Annotated in this window: 15 protein-coding genes; 13 read left to right on the top strand and 2 right to left on the bottom strand. The window is 68.7% G+C overall.

Annotated features, from left to right (window positions below; translation table 11 throughout):
* The first annotated feature begins 28 nt into the window (after positions 1–28).
* Together ACIRCZ_RS02015 and ACIRCZ_RS02010 are read left to right on the top strand one after the other, a co-directional pair.
* The gene (locus tag ACIRCZ_RS02015) at positions 29–226 is read left to right on the top strand and encodes a hypothetical protein (RefSeq protein ID WP_055892760.1); all 198 of its coding nucleotides are present in this window, start codon (positions 29–31) and stop codon (positions 224–226) included.
* Positions 227–311: 85 nt separating this feature from the next.
* Positions 312–824 carry a hypothetical protein gene (locus tag ACIRCZ_RS02010; RefSeq protein WP_055892756.1) on the top strand — a complete coding sequence of 171 codons (513 nt, stop codon included), beginning with the start codon at positions 312–314 and terminating at the stop codon, positions 822–824.
* A 98-nt stretch (positions 825–922) separates the two neighbouring features.
* Here the strand turns inward: ACIRCZ_RS02010 and ACIRCZ_RS02005 are convergent, their stop codons facing one another.
* Complete coding sequence (locus tag ACIRCZ_RS02005) at positions 923–2299, bottom strand: glucose-6-phosphate dehydrogenase (RefSeq protein WP_402849086.1); 1377 nt, start codon at positions 2297–2299, stop codon at positions 923–925.
* Between the two features lie 30 nt (positions 2300–2329).
* Here ACIRCZ_RS02005 and ACIRCZ_RS02000 point away from each other — a divergent pair, with 30 nt between their 5' ends.
* The 3 genes from ACIRCZ_RS02000 to ACIRCZ_RS01990 are packed head-to-tail and all read left to right on the top strand — an operon-like array spanning position 2330 to position 5008.
* Entirely contained in the window at positions 2330–4147 is a 1818-nt protein-coding gene (locus ACIRCZ_RS02000; protein WP_402849083.1) for a glycoside hydrolase family 15 protein, read from the top strand.
* Positions 4148–4199: 52 nt separating this feature from the next.
* A complete protein-coding gene (gene clpS / locus ACIRCZ_RS01995; RefSeq protein WP_402849080.1) occupies positions 4200–4490 on the top strand; it encodes an ATP-dependent Clp protease adapter ClpS in 291 nt (96 codons plus the stop codon).
* Complete coding sequence (locus ACIRCZ_RS01990; protein WP_055894365.1) at positions 4487–5008, top strand: DUF2017 domain-containing protein; 522 nt, start codon at positions 4487–4489, stop codon at positions 5006–5008. The genes clpS and ACIRCZ_RS01990 overlap by 4 nt, the downstream gene beginning before the upstream one ends.
* Before the next feature lie 40 nt (positions 5009–5048).
* Here the strand turns inward: ACIRCZ_RS01990 and ACIRCZ_RS01985 are convergent, their stop codons facing one another.
* Complete coding sequence (locus ACIRCZ_RS01985) at positions 5049–6170, bottom strand: hypothetical protein (protein ID WP_402849075.1); 1122 nt, start codon at positions 6168–6170, stop codon at positions 5049–5051.
* A gap of 122 nt (positions 6171–6292) precedes the next feature.
* On the opposite strand from ACIRCZ_RS01985, the gene ACIRCZ_RS01980 reads away from it, so the two are divergent.
* The 8 genes from ACIRCZ_RS01980 to ACIRCZ_RS01945 all read left to right on the top strand — a co-directional run bounded on the left by ACIRCZ_RS01980 (position 6293) and on the right by ACIRCZ_RS01945 (position 15240).
* Positions 6293–8386, top strand: coding sequence for a hypothetical protein (locus ACIRCZ_RS01980; RefSeq protein ID WP_055892742.1), 2094 nt, complete (start codon positions 6293–6295; stop codon positions 8384–8386).
* Positions 8383–9408, top strand: a complete 1026-nt coding sequence (locus tag ACIRCZ_RS01975) for a LacI family DNA-binding transcriptional regulator (RefSeq protein WP_055892739.1) — start codon at positions 8383–8385, stop codon at positions 9406–9408. The genes ACIRCZ_RS01980 and ACIRCZ_RS01975 overlap by 4 nt, the downstream gene beginning before the upstream one ends.
* Before the next feature lie 22 nt (positions 9409–9430).
* Positions 9431–10723, top strand: coding sequence for a sugar ABC transporter substrate-binding protein (locus ACIRCZ_RS01970; protein ID WP_055892734.1), 1293 nt, complete (start codon positions 9431–9433; stop codon positions 10721–10723).
* Between the two features lie 7 nt (positions 10724–10730).
* Positions 10731–11717 carry a carbohydrate ABC transporter permease gene (locus ACIRCZ_RS01965; protein ID WP_055892731.1) on the top strand — a complete coding sequence of 329 codons (987 nt, stop codon included), beginning with the start codon at positions 10731–10733 and terminating at the stop codon, positions 11715–11717.
* Positions 11714–12658, top strand: a complete 945-nt coding sequence (locus ACIRCZ_RS01960; RefSeq protein WP_402849069.1) for a carbohydrate ABC transporter permease — start codon at positions 11714–11716, stop codon at positions 12656–12658. The genes ACIRCZ_RS01965 and ACIRCZ_RS01960 overlap by 4 nt, the downstream gene beginning before the upstream one ends.
* Positions 12659–12707: 49 nt before the next feature.
* Positions 12708–13757, top strand: coding sequence for a hypothetical protein (locus ACIRCZ_RS01955; protein WP_402849067.1), 1050 nt, complete (start codon positions 12708–12710; stop codon positions 13755–13757).
* The gene (locus tag ACIRCZ_RS01950) at positions 13754–14833 is read left to right on the top strand and encodes a glycosidase (protein ID WP_402849064.1); all 1080 of its coding nucleotides are present in this window, start codon (positions 13754–13756) and stop codon (positions 14831–14833) included. The genes ACIRCZ_RS01955 and ACIRCZ_RS01950 overlap by 4 nt, the downstream gene beginning before the upstream one ends.
* A 65-nt stretch (positions 14834–14898) precedes the next feature.
* On the top strand, positions 14899–15240 hold the full coding sequence (locus ACIRCZ_RS01945; protein WP_402849061.1) for a YciI family protein: 342 nt from the start codon (positions 14899–14901) through the stop codon (positions 15238–15240).
* The last annotated feature ends 3 nt before the right edge of the window (positions 15241–15243 follow it).

The raw sequence follows: 15243 nt of genomic DNA, 5'->3' as shown, positions 1-15243 counted from the left end.
AGCGTTGACCGGAAGCGAAAGGATGCGGATGCGCAAGTTCATCTTCAATGGAGCGATCATCAGTGCGGCCTTCGGACTCTGGACGACCATCCAGACCACCCGCTCGGGGGCGAGGGACTGGCGGGTGCCCCTGCTGTGGATCAGCGCGGCCCTCTCACTCGTGATCGCGGTCGGCACGGTGCTCGAAGAGTCGAAAGAAGCCGAGATCAGCGAGAAATCCCGCTGATCGCACGGCGTGTCCGCGCCGAATCTGAGATTTCTTCCAGGACACTTGTATTCAAGTGCAAGAACAGCCTGGAAGGGGTTGGACCATGTTTGGTCGTAGGCGGCACGCCGCCGCGGTTCCGGCGGCCCTGGCACCGGTTCCTCCGGTCCCGCAGTTGACGGACGCGCAGATCCTCGAACTCGTGCACACCAAGGTGGCCGAGCTGATCGGCGAGCACGGTGAATGGACCGTGTCCCGCCGCGCCGCAGACGACACAGACACGATCTTCCACTCCGTGCTCGCGCAATCGGTCAGCCTCAGCATCACGACCGCCCTGGTGGACGCACGCCAGCGCGTCGCAGCGGGCGAGATCATCGCGACCGTGGAGCCGCAGCATCTCGCGTCCGAGGCGGACACCACCGCCGATTCCGCCGACGCTGCCGCCTCCGAAGCCGCTGCACCGGACGCAGACGCGACAGCACCGGCAGAAGCCGCATCCCCCGCCAACGACGAGCCGGCAGCCTTCGGCTGGGAGCCCGCCCCGATCACCGTCTGGACCGACCTGCGCAAGCCGGTCACCGGCGAGATCCCCACGCTGGCAGAGCGCTCCGCCGCGTAAGCCCCGCACGCATCCATCGAGCCCAGGCTCTCTCCCCCGACACGCCGTGTCGAACGGTGAGGGGTCCTGGGCTCGATCGCGTCGTCGCCCGTGCCCGGTCAGCCGAGGGGGTGCCAGGCGGAGGGGCCGCGCGAGCCGGCCCGGTAGGTGGTGAGCTGGACCTCGTCCTTCTGCCACTCGGCGATCACCGGACCGACGATGCGCCAGCACTCGACGGCGGTGTCCCCGCGGACGGAGAGCGACGGGTCTCCGTCGAGGATTCCCTCCAGGACCTCGCCGTATGCCAGAAGCTGGCCGGGGCCGAACTCGACGGAGAGGGAGGCGCGCTCGATCTCGGTCGGGTCGCCAGGGCCGTTGATGTTGAGGTCGAGCGACATCTCGTCCGGCGCGAGCATGATGCGCAGCTTGGTCGGCTCCTTGACGCCCTTCAACCCGGTCGGGATGTGCGGGGCCGGTTTGAACGTGACGACGATCTCGCGCCTGCGCTCCCCCAGCGCCTTGCCGGAGCGCAGCGTGAACGGCACTCCCGCCCAGCGCCAGGTGTCGATCTGGAAGGCGACCTCGGCAAGCGTCTCCGTCTCGCGGGCGGGGTCGACGCCCGGCTCCTTGGCGTACGACGGCACCTTCTCGCCTTCGACGGTGCCCGCCGTGTACCTGGCGCGCCTGCTCGACTCCAGGGGACTGTCGTTCCAGACCCGTGTCGCGCGCAGCACGGCGCCCTTCGCATCCCGGATGTCCTGGGCGCCCATCGTGGACGGCGGCTCCATCGCGAGCACGGCGAGGACCTGCAGCAGGTGGCTCTGGATCATGTCGATCATCGCGCCCGCCTTGTCGTAGTAGCGCGCCCTGCCCTCCAGCCCGAGGGTCTCGTCGTAGATCACGTCGACCCTCTCGATGTGCTGGCTGCTCCACAGTGGCTCGAAGATGCGGTTGGCGAAGCGCAGCCCCACCAGGTTGAACACGGTCGACCGGCCGAGGAAGTGGTCGACCCGGTGGATCTGGTCCTCTGGGACGAGCTTCGCGAGCTGTTTGTTGAGCGCGATGGCGCTGCGGCGGTCGGTGCCGAACGGCTTCTCCAGAGCGAGCGTCGTGCCGGCGGGGAGCGTCAGCTTCTCCAGGGCCGTGCACGCCTGGGCAGCGATGGCTGGCGGCAGCGCGAAGTAGAGCGCGGGCACGCCGTCCGCCGCATCGAGGATGCGCTGCAGGTCTTTCGGGTCTGTGACATCGGCTGGGACGTACGTCGTGCCTGCGAGCAGCGCATCCACGGCAGGGCCTGAGCACTTCATGGTCTTGAACGCGGCGCGGACGACGGAGCGCCAGTGCGCGTTGGTCCAGTCCTCGACGCCGGAGCCCACCAGCTTCACCGACCGTTCCGGGTGATCCGTCAGCAACTGGCCGAGAGCGGGGAGGAGGAGTCTGGACGAAAGATCGCCGCTCGCTCCGAGAATCACGAGAGTGGTCACCTGCTGCGTCATGTCCATCACAGTACGGCCATACTGGAACACATGTCGCTCCCCATCGAGGATTACGCCCTGATCAGTGACTGCTTCACCGGGGCACTCGTCGGACGGGACGGCAGCATCGACTGGCTCTGCCTCCCCCGCTACGACGCGCAGTCCATGTTCGGCGCCCTCCTCGGCACAGAGGACCACGGTCGCTGGCTACTCGCACCCTCCGACCCCGCTGCGCACGCGGAGCGCCGTTACGAGGGCGACACGATGATCCTCGTCACCACCTGGACCACCGACGACGGCGAGGTCGAGGTCACCGACGCGATGCCGATGGGCGACGGACGCGCCGACCTCGTGCGGCGCGTGCGCGGCATCCGCGGCACCGTCAGGATGCGGCAGGACCTGCGCATCCGGTTCGGCTACGCCTCCGCGATGCCCTGGGTGCGCAAAGACGAGACGGAGCACCCTCCAGCCCTCATCGCGGTCGCCGGCCCTGACGCCATCGTCGTGCGTGGCTCTGCGCTGCGCGCGACGGACCACTCGCACTCCGGCGAGTTCAGTATCACCGCAGGCGAGACCATCGACCTCAGCCTCACCTGGTTCCGCTCCCACCGGCACACCCCGTCCGCGCCGAACGTGGAGAAGGCCCTCGCCCGCACGCGCGACTGGTGGACCAGGTGGGCGGAGGGCTGCGAGCACGACGGCCCATACCGGTCGGAGGTGGTGCGCTCCCTGCTGCTCCTGCGTGCGCTCACCCACCTGCAGACCGGCGGCATCGTCGCCGCGGCCACCACCTCGCTGCCGGAGAGCTTCGGCGGCGAACGCAACTGGGACTACCGCTACGTCTGGCTGCGGGATGCGTCGCTCACCATCTCCGTGCTGCTCGCCCACGGCTACGACGACTACGTCGACCACTGGCGCGACTGGCTGCTGCGCGCCGTCGCCGGCGACCCGAGCGACGTGCAGATCATGTACGGGCTCTCCGGGGAGCGGGATCTCACAGAACGCGAGATCACCACCCTGCCCGGCTACCAGGGCGCGTCTCCCGTGCGGATCGGCAACGACGCATCCACCCAGTTCCAGGCCGACGTGATCGGCGAGGTGATGCTCGCGCTCGACCACGGCCGCCGCAACGGGGTCGCGGAGACCCGTCTGTCCTGGGCGCTGCAGCGGGCGCTGATGGGCTATCTGGAGGAGCACTGGCACGAACCGGACCACGGCATCTGGGAGATCCGCGGCGTCCCGCGGTACTTCACGCACTCACGGGCACTGGTCTGGGCAGCGTTCGACTGCGCCATCCGTGCCGTCGAGGACCACGCGCTGGACGGCCCCGTCGACCGGTGGCGTGCACGCAGGGACGAGGTGCGGGCGGACATCGAAGCGCACGGGTTCGATCCTGAACGCGGCACATACGTGCAGACCTTCGGCTCGACCGACGTCGACGCTTCGCTGCTGCAGCTCGCCCAGGTCGGCTACTGCGACTGGAACGACCCCAGGATGCTCGGCACGGTTCGCGCGCTGGAGACCGATCTGATGCGCGACGGTCTGCTGCTGCGCTACCACACCGAGAACGGCGTGGACGGCCTGCCGCCAGGCGAGCATCCCTTCCTGGCGTGCTCGTTCTGGCTGGTCGAGCAGTACGCGCGCTCCGGCCGGATCGACGACGCCACCGCACTGATGGACAGGCTGGTCGCGCTCGCCAACGACGTCGGGATGCTGTCGGAGGAATACGACGTCTCCGGCAGGTCGCAGGTGGGCAACACGCCGCAGGCGCTCACACATCTGACCCTGGTGCGCGCTGCGGACGCGATCTCGGATGCGCTGGGGGTCGGGCACGCACCGACCAGGAGCGTCGTGCACCAGCGACGGTAGACTCGGTGAACGTGTTCCCCCTTCAAACGGATGCGTCCAGACGGGATGCGGTATGACGGACGCATCGACCGTCGAGGAGACGGAGCTCGGCGAACGCCTCGAGCTCGGCTCGCCGTGGGTGACCATCGTCTGGAACGATCCTGTCAACCTGATGTCGTACGTCAGCTACGTCTTCCAGAGCTATTTCGGCTTCCCTCGCGCGGAGGCGGAGCGACTGATGCTGCTCGTGCACAACGCGGGTCGCGCTGTCGTGGCGACGGGCACGCGTGAGGAGATGGAGCGGCACGTGGAGGCCATGCACGACTTCGGACTGTGGGCGACGCTCACCAAGGCGGACGCGTGAGGCCGTTCCGGCGCGCGAGGGACGGCGCGATCGTCGCCGTCTTCGAGCGTGAGGAGGCCGAGGTGATCGCGCGGCTGGCCGGAGAGGCCGCCGAGCTGGTCGAGTCCGTGCGGTCGGGCGTCGATCCGGCGAGCGATCCAGCCCTGCTGCGGCTGCTCCCTGATGCATACCCGGAGGACGCAGAGGCGTCGGCCGAGTTCCGCCGGTTCACGGCGGACGGGCTCGCAGAGCGGAAGGCACTCAACGCCGTCACGGTGGTGGAGTCGCTGAGCGCGGCAGGCCGGCCGGCCGGCTCGCGCGGCCGCGTCGAGGTGCGGCTGGACGCCCACGACGCAACGGCGTGGATGCGTGCCATCGGCGACATCCGCCTGGTGCTGGCCTCCCGGCTCGGCATCGTCGAGGACGGAGACGACGGCGACGTCCACGATGATGAGACCGCGCTGCTGCGCGCGATCTACGACTGGCTGGCGTTCGTGCAGGACACGCTCGTCAACGCGCTGTGGAAGGGCGACCGGTAGCCGCCGACCCGCCGCCGACCCGCCGCCGACCCGCCGCCGATCAGACGGGGAAGCGCACGGCGGCCGCCGCGGCTGCTCCCCCGGGAATCTCCTCCGCGCGCAGAGCGTAGACGGTCGCCTTGGACGCCAGCGCACGCCGCAGGATCTCGTCCACCACGCCGTAGTTCCCCGGCTCGTCGTCGTCCGCGTATGTGATCGCGCCGCTCTCCTCGTCGAGGGTGCCTGGCACCCGCCTATCGATGTCGACGATGAGCGATTCCACCGCGCCGTACGTGGCCGCCCTCGCGATGTCGCTCAGGTCGGTGGTGGCCGTACCCGCCGCCATGCGCGCCTCCATGTCGGACTTCAGTCGTTCCGCCTTGGCCGCATACACCTGGTCGAGCACCAAGCGCGCCTCTGCTGCGAGGTCTTCGTCCGTCTTCTCCTCCGGGTTGCCTGTGATGGTCTCCGAGACGAGCTTCGGATACGTGTTGGCGTTGCGGAAGATGCCTACCAGGGGCTCGGCCGCCGCGAGGATGAGCGGGTCGGTCGAGTTCGCCAGGATCGGGTGCAGCGCCCGCTCGATCGCCTGGACGTATTCGAGCATCCTGACCTTCTGCCCCTCTGAGCCCTGGATGCGTCCGTCCGGCGCCCTGCCGCTGATCGAGGCGAGCCCCGCGGCAGAGGCGACGTCCTTCGGCAGGCCGGGAACGTCGATGGTCGCCGCCGGCGCCTGGGGCGAGACCTGGATGAGTCGCACCGAGTTCTGAGCGAGGGCGAGGATCAGCGCCGTCTGCGGGAAGGTCACCGTGCGCAGCAGAGGCTTGACGTAGAAGCGGTCGGAGATGTCGCAGGACGAGCCGAGCCGGTTGGGAAGGCGGAACGTCTCGCTGAGGTCGCCGTCGAGGAACACGGCGAGCGACCGTGACTGGTACCGCCAGAAGTCCCTGTCTTCGAGGATGGCCTCTCCCTCACGCTGGATCGCGGCGATCCGCGGTTTCGGGATGCCGTCCTCCTCGAGTTTTCTGACCGCCTGCGCCAGATGGTTCTTGAGCTCGATCCTGGCGCGGTCCGCGTCGGCTGGGACGGTTCCGGTCGGCAGGTAGATGGTCACGCATCCCGGCTGCCGCAGGGCTGCGATCCTCTCGATGTCGGCCTTCGTGGGAATGTCTTTGTATTCCATTTCCGACTCCCTCGGTCGCGCACTGTCCGGTCTCGCCAGTCTGGTCTCGCCCCTCCCCGTTGACAAGCCCTGAAAACGCGCCTACCGTCATCTAAACCGGTTTAGAGACAAAGGACGCAACGATGCGACACCTCGGAAATCACAGCGCGAAGCGACGTTCGGCAGCGGCCGTCGCTCTCATTCTCGGCACGGCGGTGGCGGCGACGATGGGCGCGATTCCGGCACAGGCCGCCACCATCGCACCCGCCGCATCCACGGCCGCGACAGCAGCGGCGCCGGCCAAACTGACCAATCTCGCGCATCTCGACTGGCTGCAGGCCGATGTGCCTCTACTGGCCGGCGTCGCGGGCCACACCACCTATCGACAGGCGGAGGAGCCGACGGCTCGCGCACCGTGGGTCTACGCCGACCGCAACGCGGACGGCAGCTTCACGCGCGTCGGCGGCGGACCCATCACGGATGCGGCCAAGGGCTGGTATGCGCAGGGCGCGTTCGACGCGGACGACATCTCCCGCGCCGCCGTCGTCTACCTGCGCGACTGGGCGCAGAACGGCACGGCGAGCAGCAAGCAGTCGGCGTACCAGCTGCTGCGCTCCCTCACCTACCTGCAGACCACGACAGGCCCGAACGCGGGCGGCGTCGTGCTGTGGCAGCAGTCGGACGGAACGCTGAACCCGTCCGCGATCCCGGTCGAGCTCCCCGACCCGAGCGATTCGGCCGAGTCCTTCTGGCTCGCCCGCACGGTCTGGGCGCTCGGCGAGGGCTACGCGGGCTTCCGCACAGCCGACCCGGCGTTCGCGTCCTTCCTGAAAGACCGGATGGACCTCTCCATCGCAGCGCTGCAGCGTCAGTCGCTGGCGAAGTACGGCAGCACCGCGCAGGCCAACGGCGTCACCGTGCCCGCCTGGCTGATCGTCGGCAGCGCGAGCGCGACCTCCGAGGCCGTGCTCGGCCTGAGCGCGTACGTGAAGGCCGCGCCCGGCGACGCCGAGGCGACCACCGCCCTCTCCCGCTACTCGGAGGGGATCGCGAAGCTCGCGAGCGGCGGCATCGGTCAGTGGCCGTTCGGTGCCATCCTGCCGGAGGCCAACTCCCCCACCTTCTGGCACGCCTGGGGCGGCATGGAGCCCGCAGCGCTCTCCCGCGCAGCGACGGTGCTCGGCCGCAGTGACCTGCAGACGACCGCTGCGACGGACGCCGCGCAGTTCACCGCCCAGCTCCTCGCCTCCGGCGGTCCGGACAACGGCTGGACCCCGACCCCGGCGGACACCACTCAGATCGCATACGGGGTCGACTCGCGCCTCGAAGGACTGCTCGCCGTCGCCGACGCCACCGGCGCCTCCGGGCTCACCCAGCTCGCCGCTGCGCAGGCCGCCTGGTACTTCGGCGCCAACCCGGCGGGAGTCCCCGTCTACGATCCGGCCACCGGCGTCTGCGTCGACGGGATCGGGGCGGACACGACGGTGAACCGCAACTGCGGCGCCGAGTCCGTCATCCACACCGAGCTGTCGATGCTGGCACTGGATGCGCATCCCGCCGTCGCAGCGCAGGCCACCGCCCTCACCCGCACCACCGCTACGGACGGCATCACGGTCATCGAAGCGGAGAACGGCACGCTGACCGGCTCGGCCAGCGTCGTCACGCCTCCCTCGGCGTGGACGGGGTCGGCCAACTGGTCCGGCGGAAAGTACGTGGCAGCGAAGACCGGTGACACGATCACCATCTCCCTTCCCGCCGGACACGCCACAGCGCGCATCCTGCCCATCGCCGACCTCGGCTCCGGAGGCTCTGGCACGACGCGCTGGACGGCGACGGCCGGAAAGCTCACCCTGCCGATCGGCACGAGCGCGAACGCCGCCGTGGGAGCGCAAGGCATCGCGCCGACGACGGTGTACCTCAAGCCGCAGACGCTGCCCATCCCTGTGCTCCCGTCCGTGACGAAGATCACGGCGCGGGTCGGCGGACAGGTGAGTCTCGACGCCGTGCTCGTGCAGCCGGTGGTGTCGCACCTCGGGCTGGCCGGAGCATCCACCGGCCTGGACGTGTACGTGAACGGCACGAAGCTGCCGACGCTGAAGAAGCTCGACAGTACAGGCCCCGTCACCGTGACCAGGTTCGACAAGACCGGTCACCAGGTCGGCTCCCCCGCCAGGCTCGGCGGCCACGCCATCGTCGCCGTCGAGGCCGGCGGATTCACCACGGTGGTGCCGCGATGAGCTCCGGCACCGTCACGATCAACGACGTCGCCCGCGCGGCCGGGGTCAGCAAGGGGCTCGTCTCCCTCGCCCTCAACGACCGCCGCGGGGTGGCGCCGGAGACGAGGGACCGCATCCTGGAGGCGGCACGCGAGCTCGGCTGGAGTCCCAATCCGAGCGCCCGCGGGCTCAGCACGAAGCGAGCGTACGCGCTCGGGCTGATCGTGCGGCGCGACCCGCACACCATCGAGGTCGACCCGTTCTTCGCGGCGTTCATCGCCGGCGTCGAGACGGTGCTCTCCGAGCGTGGACTCGTGCTCGTCCTCACGGTCGTCCCCGACGAGGAAGCCGAACGCAGGGCGTACACCCGCCTCGCCGCAGACAAGCGCGTCGACGGCTTCCTGCTCACCGACCTGCTCGCCGACGACGCCCGCATCCCGCTCATCGACGGGCTCGGGATGCAGGCGGTCTCGTTGGGAGAGCCGACCAACCGCACGCCGTTCCCCGTCATCAGCCGCGACTACGACACGGGCATCGACGAGCTCGTCGCGCACTTGGTCGGCCTCGGGCACACGAAGATCGTGCACGTCTCCGGCGACGAGCGCATGCTGCACGGCCGCAAACGCCGCGAGCGCTACGAGCACGCGATGATCGCCGCCGGTCTCGACCCCGTCGTCGTGCCGACGGACTTCTCCCCGGAGCAGGGCGCCGAGGCCACGAAGGCCCTGCTCGACGGCGCCGACCGCCCGACGGCGATCATCTACGGCAACGACCCCATGGCCATCGCGGGCATGGGCGTCGCGCACGAACGCGGGCTGCGCCTCCCCCAGGACCTCTCGATCACCGGCCTCGACGGCTCGCAGATCGGGACGTACGTGTATCCGTCCCTGACCACTCTCGACAACGACCCGACCGGATGGGGCATCGCCGCCGCCACCGCACTGCTGCGGCTGGTGGAGAACGACGAACCGGCCGACGTCGCCCTGCCCCCTGCACGACTCGTCGTGCGCGCATCGACCGCGGCGCCCGCCGCCGGTCAGTGACCCACAGTAAGGAATCATCATCATGCACAGACGCAGGATCATCCTCAGTATCGTCACGGCGGGTGCCATCGCGGGCGCCCTCGCGGCGTGCGGCTCGAGCGGAGGCGGCTCGTCCGACGCGATGAAGGCCAAGGGCCCCATCACCATCTGGTACTCGAACAATGCGCAGGAGGTGCAGTGGGGCAAGGCGATGGTCGCCTCCTGGAACTCCGCTCACCCGAAGGAGACCATCAAGGCGCAGGAGGTGCCGGCAGGCAAGAGCACCGAAGAAGTGCTCGGCGCGGCCATCACGGCGGGAACGACCCCGTGCCTCGTGTTCAACAACCTCCCGGCGGTCACCGGTCAGTTCGAGAAGCAGGGCGGCCTCGTCGATCTGTCGAAGTTCTCCGACGGCAACTCGTACATCCAGGCCAGAAGCGGCAGCGCGGCCGACCAGTACAAGTCGGCGAACGGCGACTTCTACCAGATGCCGTGGAAGCAGAACCCGGTGATGATCTTCTACAACAAGGACATCTTCGCCAAGGCCGGCCTCGACCCGAACAACCCCGACCTGTCGACATACGCCTCGTTCCTGGCGGCGGCCAAGCAGGTCACCTCCAGCGGAGCGGCGCAGTACGCCATCTACCCGGCGCCGACCAGCGAGTTCTTCCAGCCGAACTTCGACTACCTGCCGCTGCTGGCAGCGCAGACGGGCGGCAAGGGCCTGATCGAGAACGGCAAGGCCACGATCGACAGCCCTGACGGCATCGAGGTCGCGAACTTCTGGAAGAGCATCTACTCCGCCGGCCTGGCCGGCAAGGAGCAGTTCCAGGGCGACGCGTTCGCCGACGGCAAGGCGGCCATGGCCATCGTCGGCCCGTGGGCCATCGCGTACTACGGAGACAAGGTGAAGTGGGGATCCGTTCCCGTGCCGACCAAGGACGGCATCGCGGCGGACAAGACATACACCTTCCCCGACGCCAAGAACGTCGGAATGTACACCTCGTGCAAGAACCAGGGCACGGCGTGGGACGTCCTCAAGTTCGCCACCAGCAAGGACCAGGACAACAAGCTCCTGAACGTCACAGGACAGATGCCGATCCGTGACAACCTCGCCACCGTATACGCCGACTACTTCGCCGCCCACCCGGCGTACAAGGAGTTCGGCGCCCAGTCCGCCCGCACAGTCGACGACCCGTCCGGCCCGAACACGGTCGCCCAGCTGCAGGCGCTCCGGGATGCGTACACCAAGTCCGTGATCTCCGGCTCCGGCAGCGTCGACGACGCGTTCAAGGCGGCAGCGGACAAGATCAACAAGCTGCAGACCCAGAAGTAGGCAGCTGATGTCCAGCATCCGCACCACCCCGGCGGCCGGGGGCAGCACTGCCCCCGCCTCCGGGCGGAAGCCCAACGGCGGCCGCGGCCCCAATCAGGCCGTGAAGCCGCTGCGGCAGCGCATCTTCGGGCGCAACCCGCTCGGCTGGCTGTTCAGCGCGCCGTACCTGGTGTTCGTCATCGTGATCTTCGCGTACCCGCTGCTGTTCGCGATCTACATGTCGTTCTTCGACTACTTCTTCGCGGCTCCCGGCGCGAACGTCGACCGGCCGTTCGTCGGACTCGACAACTACGTGACGGCCTTCACAGACCCTGCCGTGCTGCAGTCCTTCGCGAACGTCGGCATCTTCCTGATCATCAACGTGCCGTTGACCGTCGTGCTCAGCCTCGTGCTGGCGAGCGGTCTCAACAGCATCAAGCGGTTCCGAACCTTCCTGCGGGTCAGCTACTACGTGCCGTACGTCACGGCGAGCGTCGCGATCATCGGCGTCTGGCTGTTCCTGTTCAACCAGGACGGCCTCGTCAACCAGATCCTCGGCCCGCTCGCGCCGAACCCGAGCTGGTTCGTCAACCCGACGCTGGCGATGCCGATGATCGCCGTCTACGTCACCTGGAAGCAGCTCGGCTTCTACATCCTGCTCTACTTGGCAGCGCTGCAGAACGTTCCGACGGAGCTGTACGAGTCCGCATCCACCGACGGCGCAGGCCGCGTGCGGCAGTTCTTCTCCGTGACGGTGCCAGGCGTGCGCCCTGCGACCGTGCTCGTGCTGCTGCTGTCCACCATCGTCGGGGCCAACCTGTTCACAGAGCCGTACCTGCTGACGGGGGGCGGAGGGCCGAACGGCGCATCCACCTCCCCTGTGCTGCTGATCTATCAGCAGGGCATCCAGCAGGGCCACCCGGGGTACGCGGCAGCGATCGGCATCGTGCTCGTCGTCGTCGTGCTCATCATCGCCTTCTTGCAGAACCGATTCGCGGGAGACCGAGACTCATGACAACGACAGCAGCACCAGCGTCCGGCGACACCGGCGCGGCGCCGACCGGCAGGGATCGCGGGAGGCAGCGCAAGCGCCGCAACGTGGACATGTCGTCGCCCAGGCAGCTCAGCCGCGGGCAGGCGATCCTGCAGGGCGTCGTGCTCACCATCGGGGCGATCGCCTTCCTGTTCCCGTTCTACTACATGCTCGTCGGCTCGTTGCAGGCGACGCCGGACACCACCGTCGCCGGCGCGTTCCCGTCACCAGGCAACCTGACGCTCGACAACTATGTCAACATCAACGACAGGATCAACCTGTGGAGCGGGCTCGCCAGCTCGGCGATCTTCACCGGCGGCGTGCTGCTGTGCACCGTGGTGTTCGGGCTGCTCGCCGGGTACGCGCTGTCCATCCTGCAGTGGCGCGGCCGCGGCGTGACGTTCGCGCTCGCCCTGCTCGTGCAGGTGGTGCCGTTCCAGCTCCTGATGGTGCCGCTCTACGTGCTGATCGCGCGCAACTACGGTCTGGCCGACAACTATCTCGGCATGATCCTCCCGTTCGCGATCAACTCGACGGCTGTGCTGATCTTCCGGCAGTACTTCCTGCAGATACCGAAGGAGCTGTTCGACGCCGCCCGCATCGACGGCGCAGGCGAGTTCATGATCCTCCGCAGGGTTGCGCTCCCGCTCGTGCGTCCTGCGCTGGTGACCGTGCTGCTGCTGACGTTCATCGGGCCGTGGAACGAGTTCCTCTGGCCGTTCCTGATCACCAAGGAGCAGACGATGCAGCCGCTCGCGGTCTCGCTGGCCAACTACATCAGCACCGTCGCAGCGTCGACCACCAATCCGTACGGCGCGATCCTCGCCGGTGCGGTCGTGCTCGCCGCGCCCGTCGTGGTGCTGTTCATCGTGTTCCAGCGCTACTTCACCTCGACCGACATCGGCTCCAGCGTGAAGGGCTGACGCGACAGCATCCCTGTTCAGAACCGTCCTTTCCGACAGAAGGAGACCAGTGAAAGCCGTCGACATCGACGACCTCCGCGCGAGCTACGCCGAAGCCCTCGCGCACACCAACGCGCTCACCGACCGCATCTCGACCGACCAGTTCTCGTCCAGCTACCCCGAGCGTCCGGCCTGGGCGATCGGACCGTTCGCCAGGGATGCGTCGCTCACCTTCCATCTCGACGGCCAGTGGGCGGACCCCACCGGCATCGGCTGGACCAGCGATTCGATCTTCAACCCCACCGCGATCGAACGCGACGGAGAGCTGCACCTCTTCTACCGCGCATCCCCGCGGAAGGAGTCGACCGCCAGCCGAATCGGGCACGCCGTCCGTCGCGACGGCGTGTGGACGGACTCGCAGGCGAACCCGGTGATCTATCCGACGCTGCAGAACGAGACCCTCGGCTGCGAGGACCCCAAGGTCTACGCCGTCGGCGACGGCTACGTGCTGTTCTACAACGCGATCCGGCGCACGGAGGACGGCGAGGTGGCCTGCGACATCATGGTCGCGACCTCGGACGATCTCGAGCACTGGGAGAAGCGCGGCCTCGCGGTGCCGTACGACGTGTCGCAGAATTGGGCGAAGGGCGCCGTGGTGCCACGGGATGCGGATGGCAACGCCGTGCGCATCGGCGGCGAGTACCTGATGTTCCTCTCTGAGGGATGTGGAGGCCGCCCGATGGTCGGCCACTCCGACGACCTCGTGCAGTGGACGTTCGCCGAGCAGCCGTACCTCGACCTCACACCGCTCAACGGCTCCCTGCACGAGGTGGCCTGCGCCGTCGTCGACGGGGATCACCTGGTCCTCGACTTCTTCTACGCAGACGAGAACGGCGACTTCGCCGCGGCGCAGGCGCTGTACTCGCCCGACGACCCGTTCACGCAGCTCGCCGTCCACCGCGGCGGCTCGCTCGCCTGGGGCGGCCTGCAGAAGCTCACCGGTGAGTGGACATTCGCCCAGGGCTGGGATGCGCCCGCCGGGACACGCGAGATGTACTTCTATCGATCCACGCACCACACCACACCACGCCACCAGCCAACGACCGAGGAGGAAGCATGAGCTCCCCCGACGACTTCCCGTACGCCCTCACCAGAGCCGGCGTCATCATGACCCCCGAGCCGGGCAACGCCCACGAGGTGGAGGGGGTGCTCAACCCGGCCACCGGCCACACGCCGGACGGCACGCTCTACCTGCTGCCCAGGCTCGTCGCCGCCGGCAATGTCTCCCGCGTCGGCCTCGCCAGGGTGGAGCTCACCGACGGCGTGCCGGTCGGCGTCACCCGCGATGGCGTCGTGCTGGAGCCGGAGAGGGAGTGGGAGGCCGGTGCGAACAACGCGGGCGTCGAGGACCCGCGCGTGACGTTCATCCCGAGCCTGGGGCTGCACGTGATGACGTACGTGGCGTTCGGCCCGCTCGGCCCCCGCACGGCCGTCGCGGTCTCCGACGACCTGCGGGAGTGGCAGCGCCTCGGACCGGTGACGTTCGAGTACGACGACGCCCTCGGCGTCGACCTCGGGCTGTACCACAACAAGGACACCGTGTTCTTCCCAGAGCCGGTCACGGCGCCGGACGGCACGCTCTGCCTCGCCGTGCTGCACCGCCCGGTGTGGGAGCTCGGCGAGGTGCGGCCCGGCGAGGGCAACCGGCCGCCGGCGACCGTCCCCGATCCTCGCCCCAGCATCTGGATCGCGTTCATCCCCCTGGATGCGGTGCTCGCCGACCGCCGCGAGCTCGCCCGCTGGCGCGGCAACCGCTTCCTGGCCGGGCCGGAGTACCCGTTCGAGGAGCTCAAGATCGGTGCTGGGCCGGCCCCGATCCGGGTACCGGAGGGCTGGCTGCTGCTGCACCACGGCGTCACCGGCGTGATCATGAACTCGATGGCGCAGCAGCAGAACGTCAACTACGGCGCCGGCGCGATGATCCTCGACGGCGACGAGCCATGGCGTGTCATCGACCGCACGGACGCACCGTTGCTGGCGGCGGAGACCGAGGACGAGCGCAGCGGCATCGTGCCCAACGTCGTCTTCCCCACCGCGATCGAGGACATCGACGGCCGGCTCTTCGTGTTCTACGGCATGGCGGACTCCAAGATCGGGGTGGCGAAACTGGAGCGCAGAGAGAAAACTGCATCCTGATCGCGATGCGATGTCGAAATAACGCTGCCGCGTTCGTGTAGACGGTGAGAGAAACGGAGAACACCATGACTCAGTACCTGCTCAGCGTCTACCAGCCGGACGGCCCCATCCCGGAGCCGGACGCGCTCGCCGCGATCGAGGCCGACGTGAATGCGGTCGACCAGGACATGCGCGCCGCCGGCGTGTGGGTCTTCTCGAACGGGCTGCTTCCCGCGGCATCGGCGACCGTGCTGCGGCCGAGCGGCCAGGACGTGCTCGTGACGGACGGCCCGTTCGCCGAGGGCAAGGAGCACCTCGGCGGCTTCACCATCGTGGACGTGCCCGATCTGGATGCGGCGCTCGACTGGGGCAAGCGGCTCGCGCTCGCGACGACCCTGCCCATCGAAGTGCGCCCGTTCGCCGGCTGAGCC

The sequence above is a fragment of the Leifsonia sp. NPDC102414 genome (assembly GCF_044765685.1).
Lineage (GTDB): Bacteria > Actinomycetota > Actinomycetes > Actinomycetales > Microbacteriaceae > Leifsonia.
The sequence above is the reverse complement of the archived record's forward strand: the minus strand, read 5'-3'. Positions and strand labels throughout refer to the sequence as shown.

Excerpts from the sequence above, each read along its gene's own strand:
- ACIRCZ_RS02015 (WP_055892760.1), top strand. The coding sequence starts at position 29 with ATGCGCAAGTTCATCTTCAATGGAGCGATCATCAGTGCGGCCTTCGGA.
- ACIRCZ_RS02010 (WP_055892756.1), top strand. The coding sequence starts at position 312 with ATGTTTGGTCGTAGGCGGCACGCCGCCGCGGTTCCGGCGGCCCTGGCA.
- ACIRCZ_RS02005 (WP_402849086.1), bottom strand. The coding sequence starts at position 2,299 with ATGACGCAGCAGGTGACCACTCTCGTGATTCTCGGAGCGAGCGGCGAT.
- ACIRCZ_RS02000 (WP_402849083.1), top strand. The coding sequence starts at position 2,330 with ATGTCGCTCCCCATCGAGGATTACGCCCTGATCAGTGACTGCTTCACC.
- clpS (WP_402849080.1), top strand. The coding sequence starts at position 4,200 with ATGACGGACGCATCGACCGTCGAGGAGACGGAGCTCGGCGAACGCCTC.
- ACIRCZ_RS01985 (WP_402849075.1), bottom strand. The coding sequence starts at position 6,170 with ATGGAATACAAAGACATTCCCACGAAGGCCGACATCGAGAGGATCGCA.
- ACIRCZ_RS01980 (WP_055892742.1), top strand. The coding sequence starts at position 6,293 with ATGCGACACCTCGGAAATCACAGCGCGAAGCGACGTTCGGCAGCGGCC.
- ACIRCZ_RS01975 (WP_055892739.1), top strand. The coding sequence starts at position 8,383 with ATGAGCTCCGGCACCGTCACGATCAACGACGTCGCCCGCGCGGCCGGG.
- ACIRCZ_RS01970 (WP_055892734.1), top strand. The coding sequence starts at position 9,431 with ATGCACAGACGCAGGATCATCCTCAGTATCGTCACGGCGGGTGCCATC.
- ACIRCZ_RS01965 (WP_055892731.1), top strand. The coding sequence starts at position 10,731 with ATGTCCAGCATCCGCACCACCCCGGCGGCCGGGGGCAGCACTGCCCCC.
- ACIRCZ_RS01960 (WP_402849069.1), top strand. The coding sequence starts at position 11,714 with ATGACAACGACAGCAGCACCAGCGTCCGGCGACACCGGCGCGGCGCCG.
- ACIRCZ_RS01950 (WP_402849064.1), top strand. The coding sequence starts at position 13,754 with ATGAGCTCCCCCGACGACTTCCCGTACGCCCTCACCAGAGCCGGCGTC.
- ACIRCZ_RS01945 (WP_402849061.1), top strand. The coding sequence starts at position 14,899 with ATGACTCAGTACCTGCTCAGCGTCTACCAGCCGGACGGCCCCATCCCG.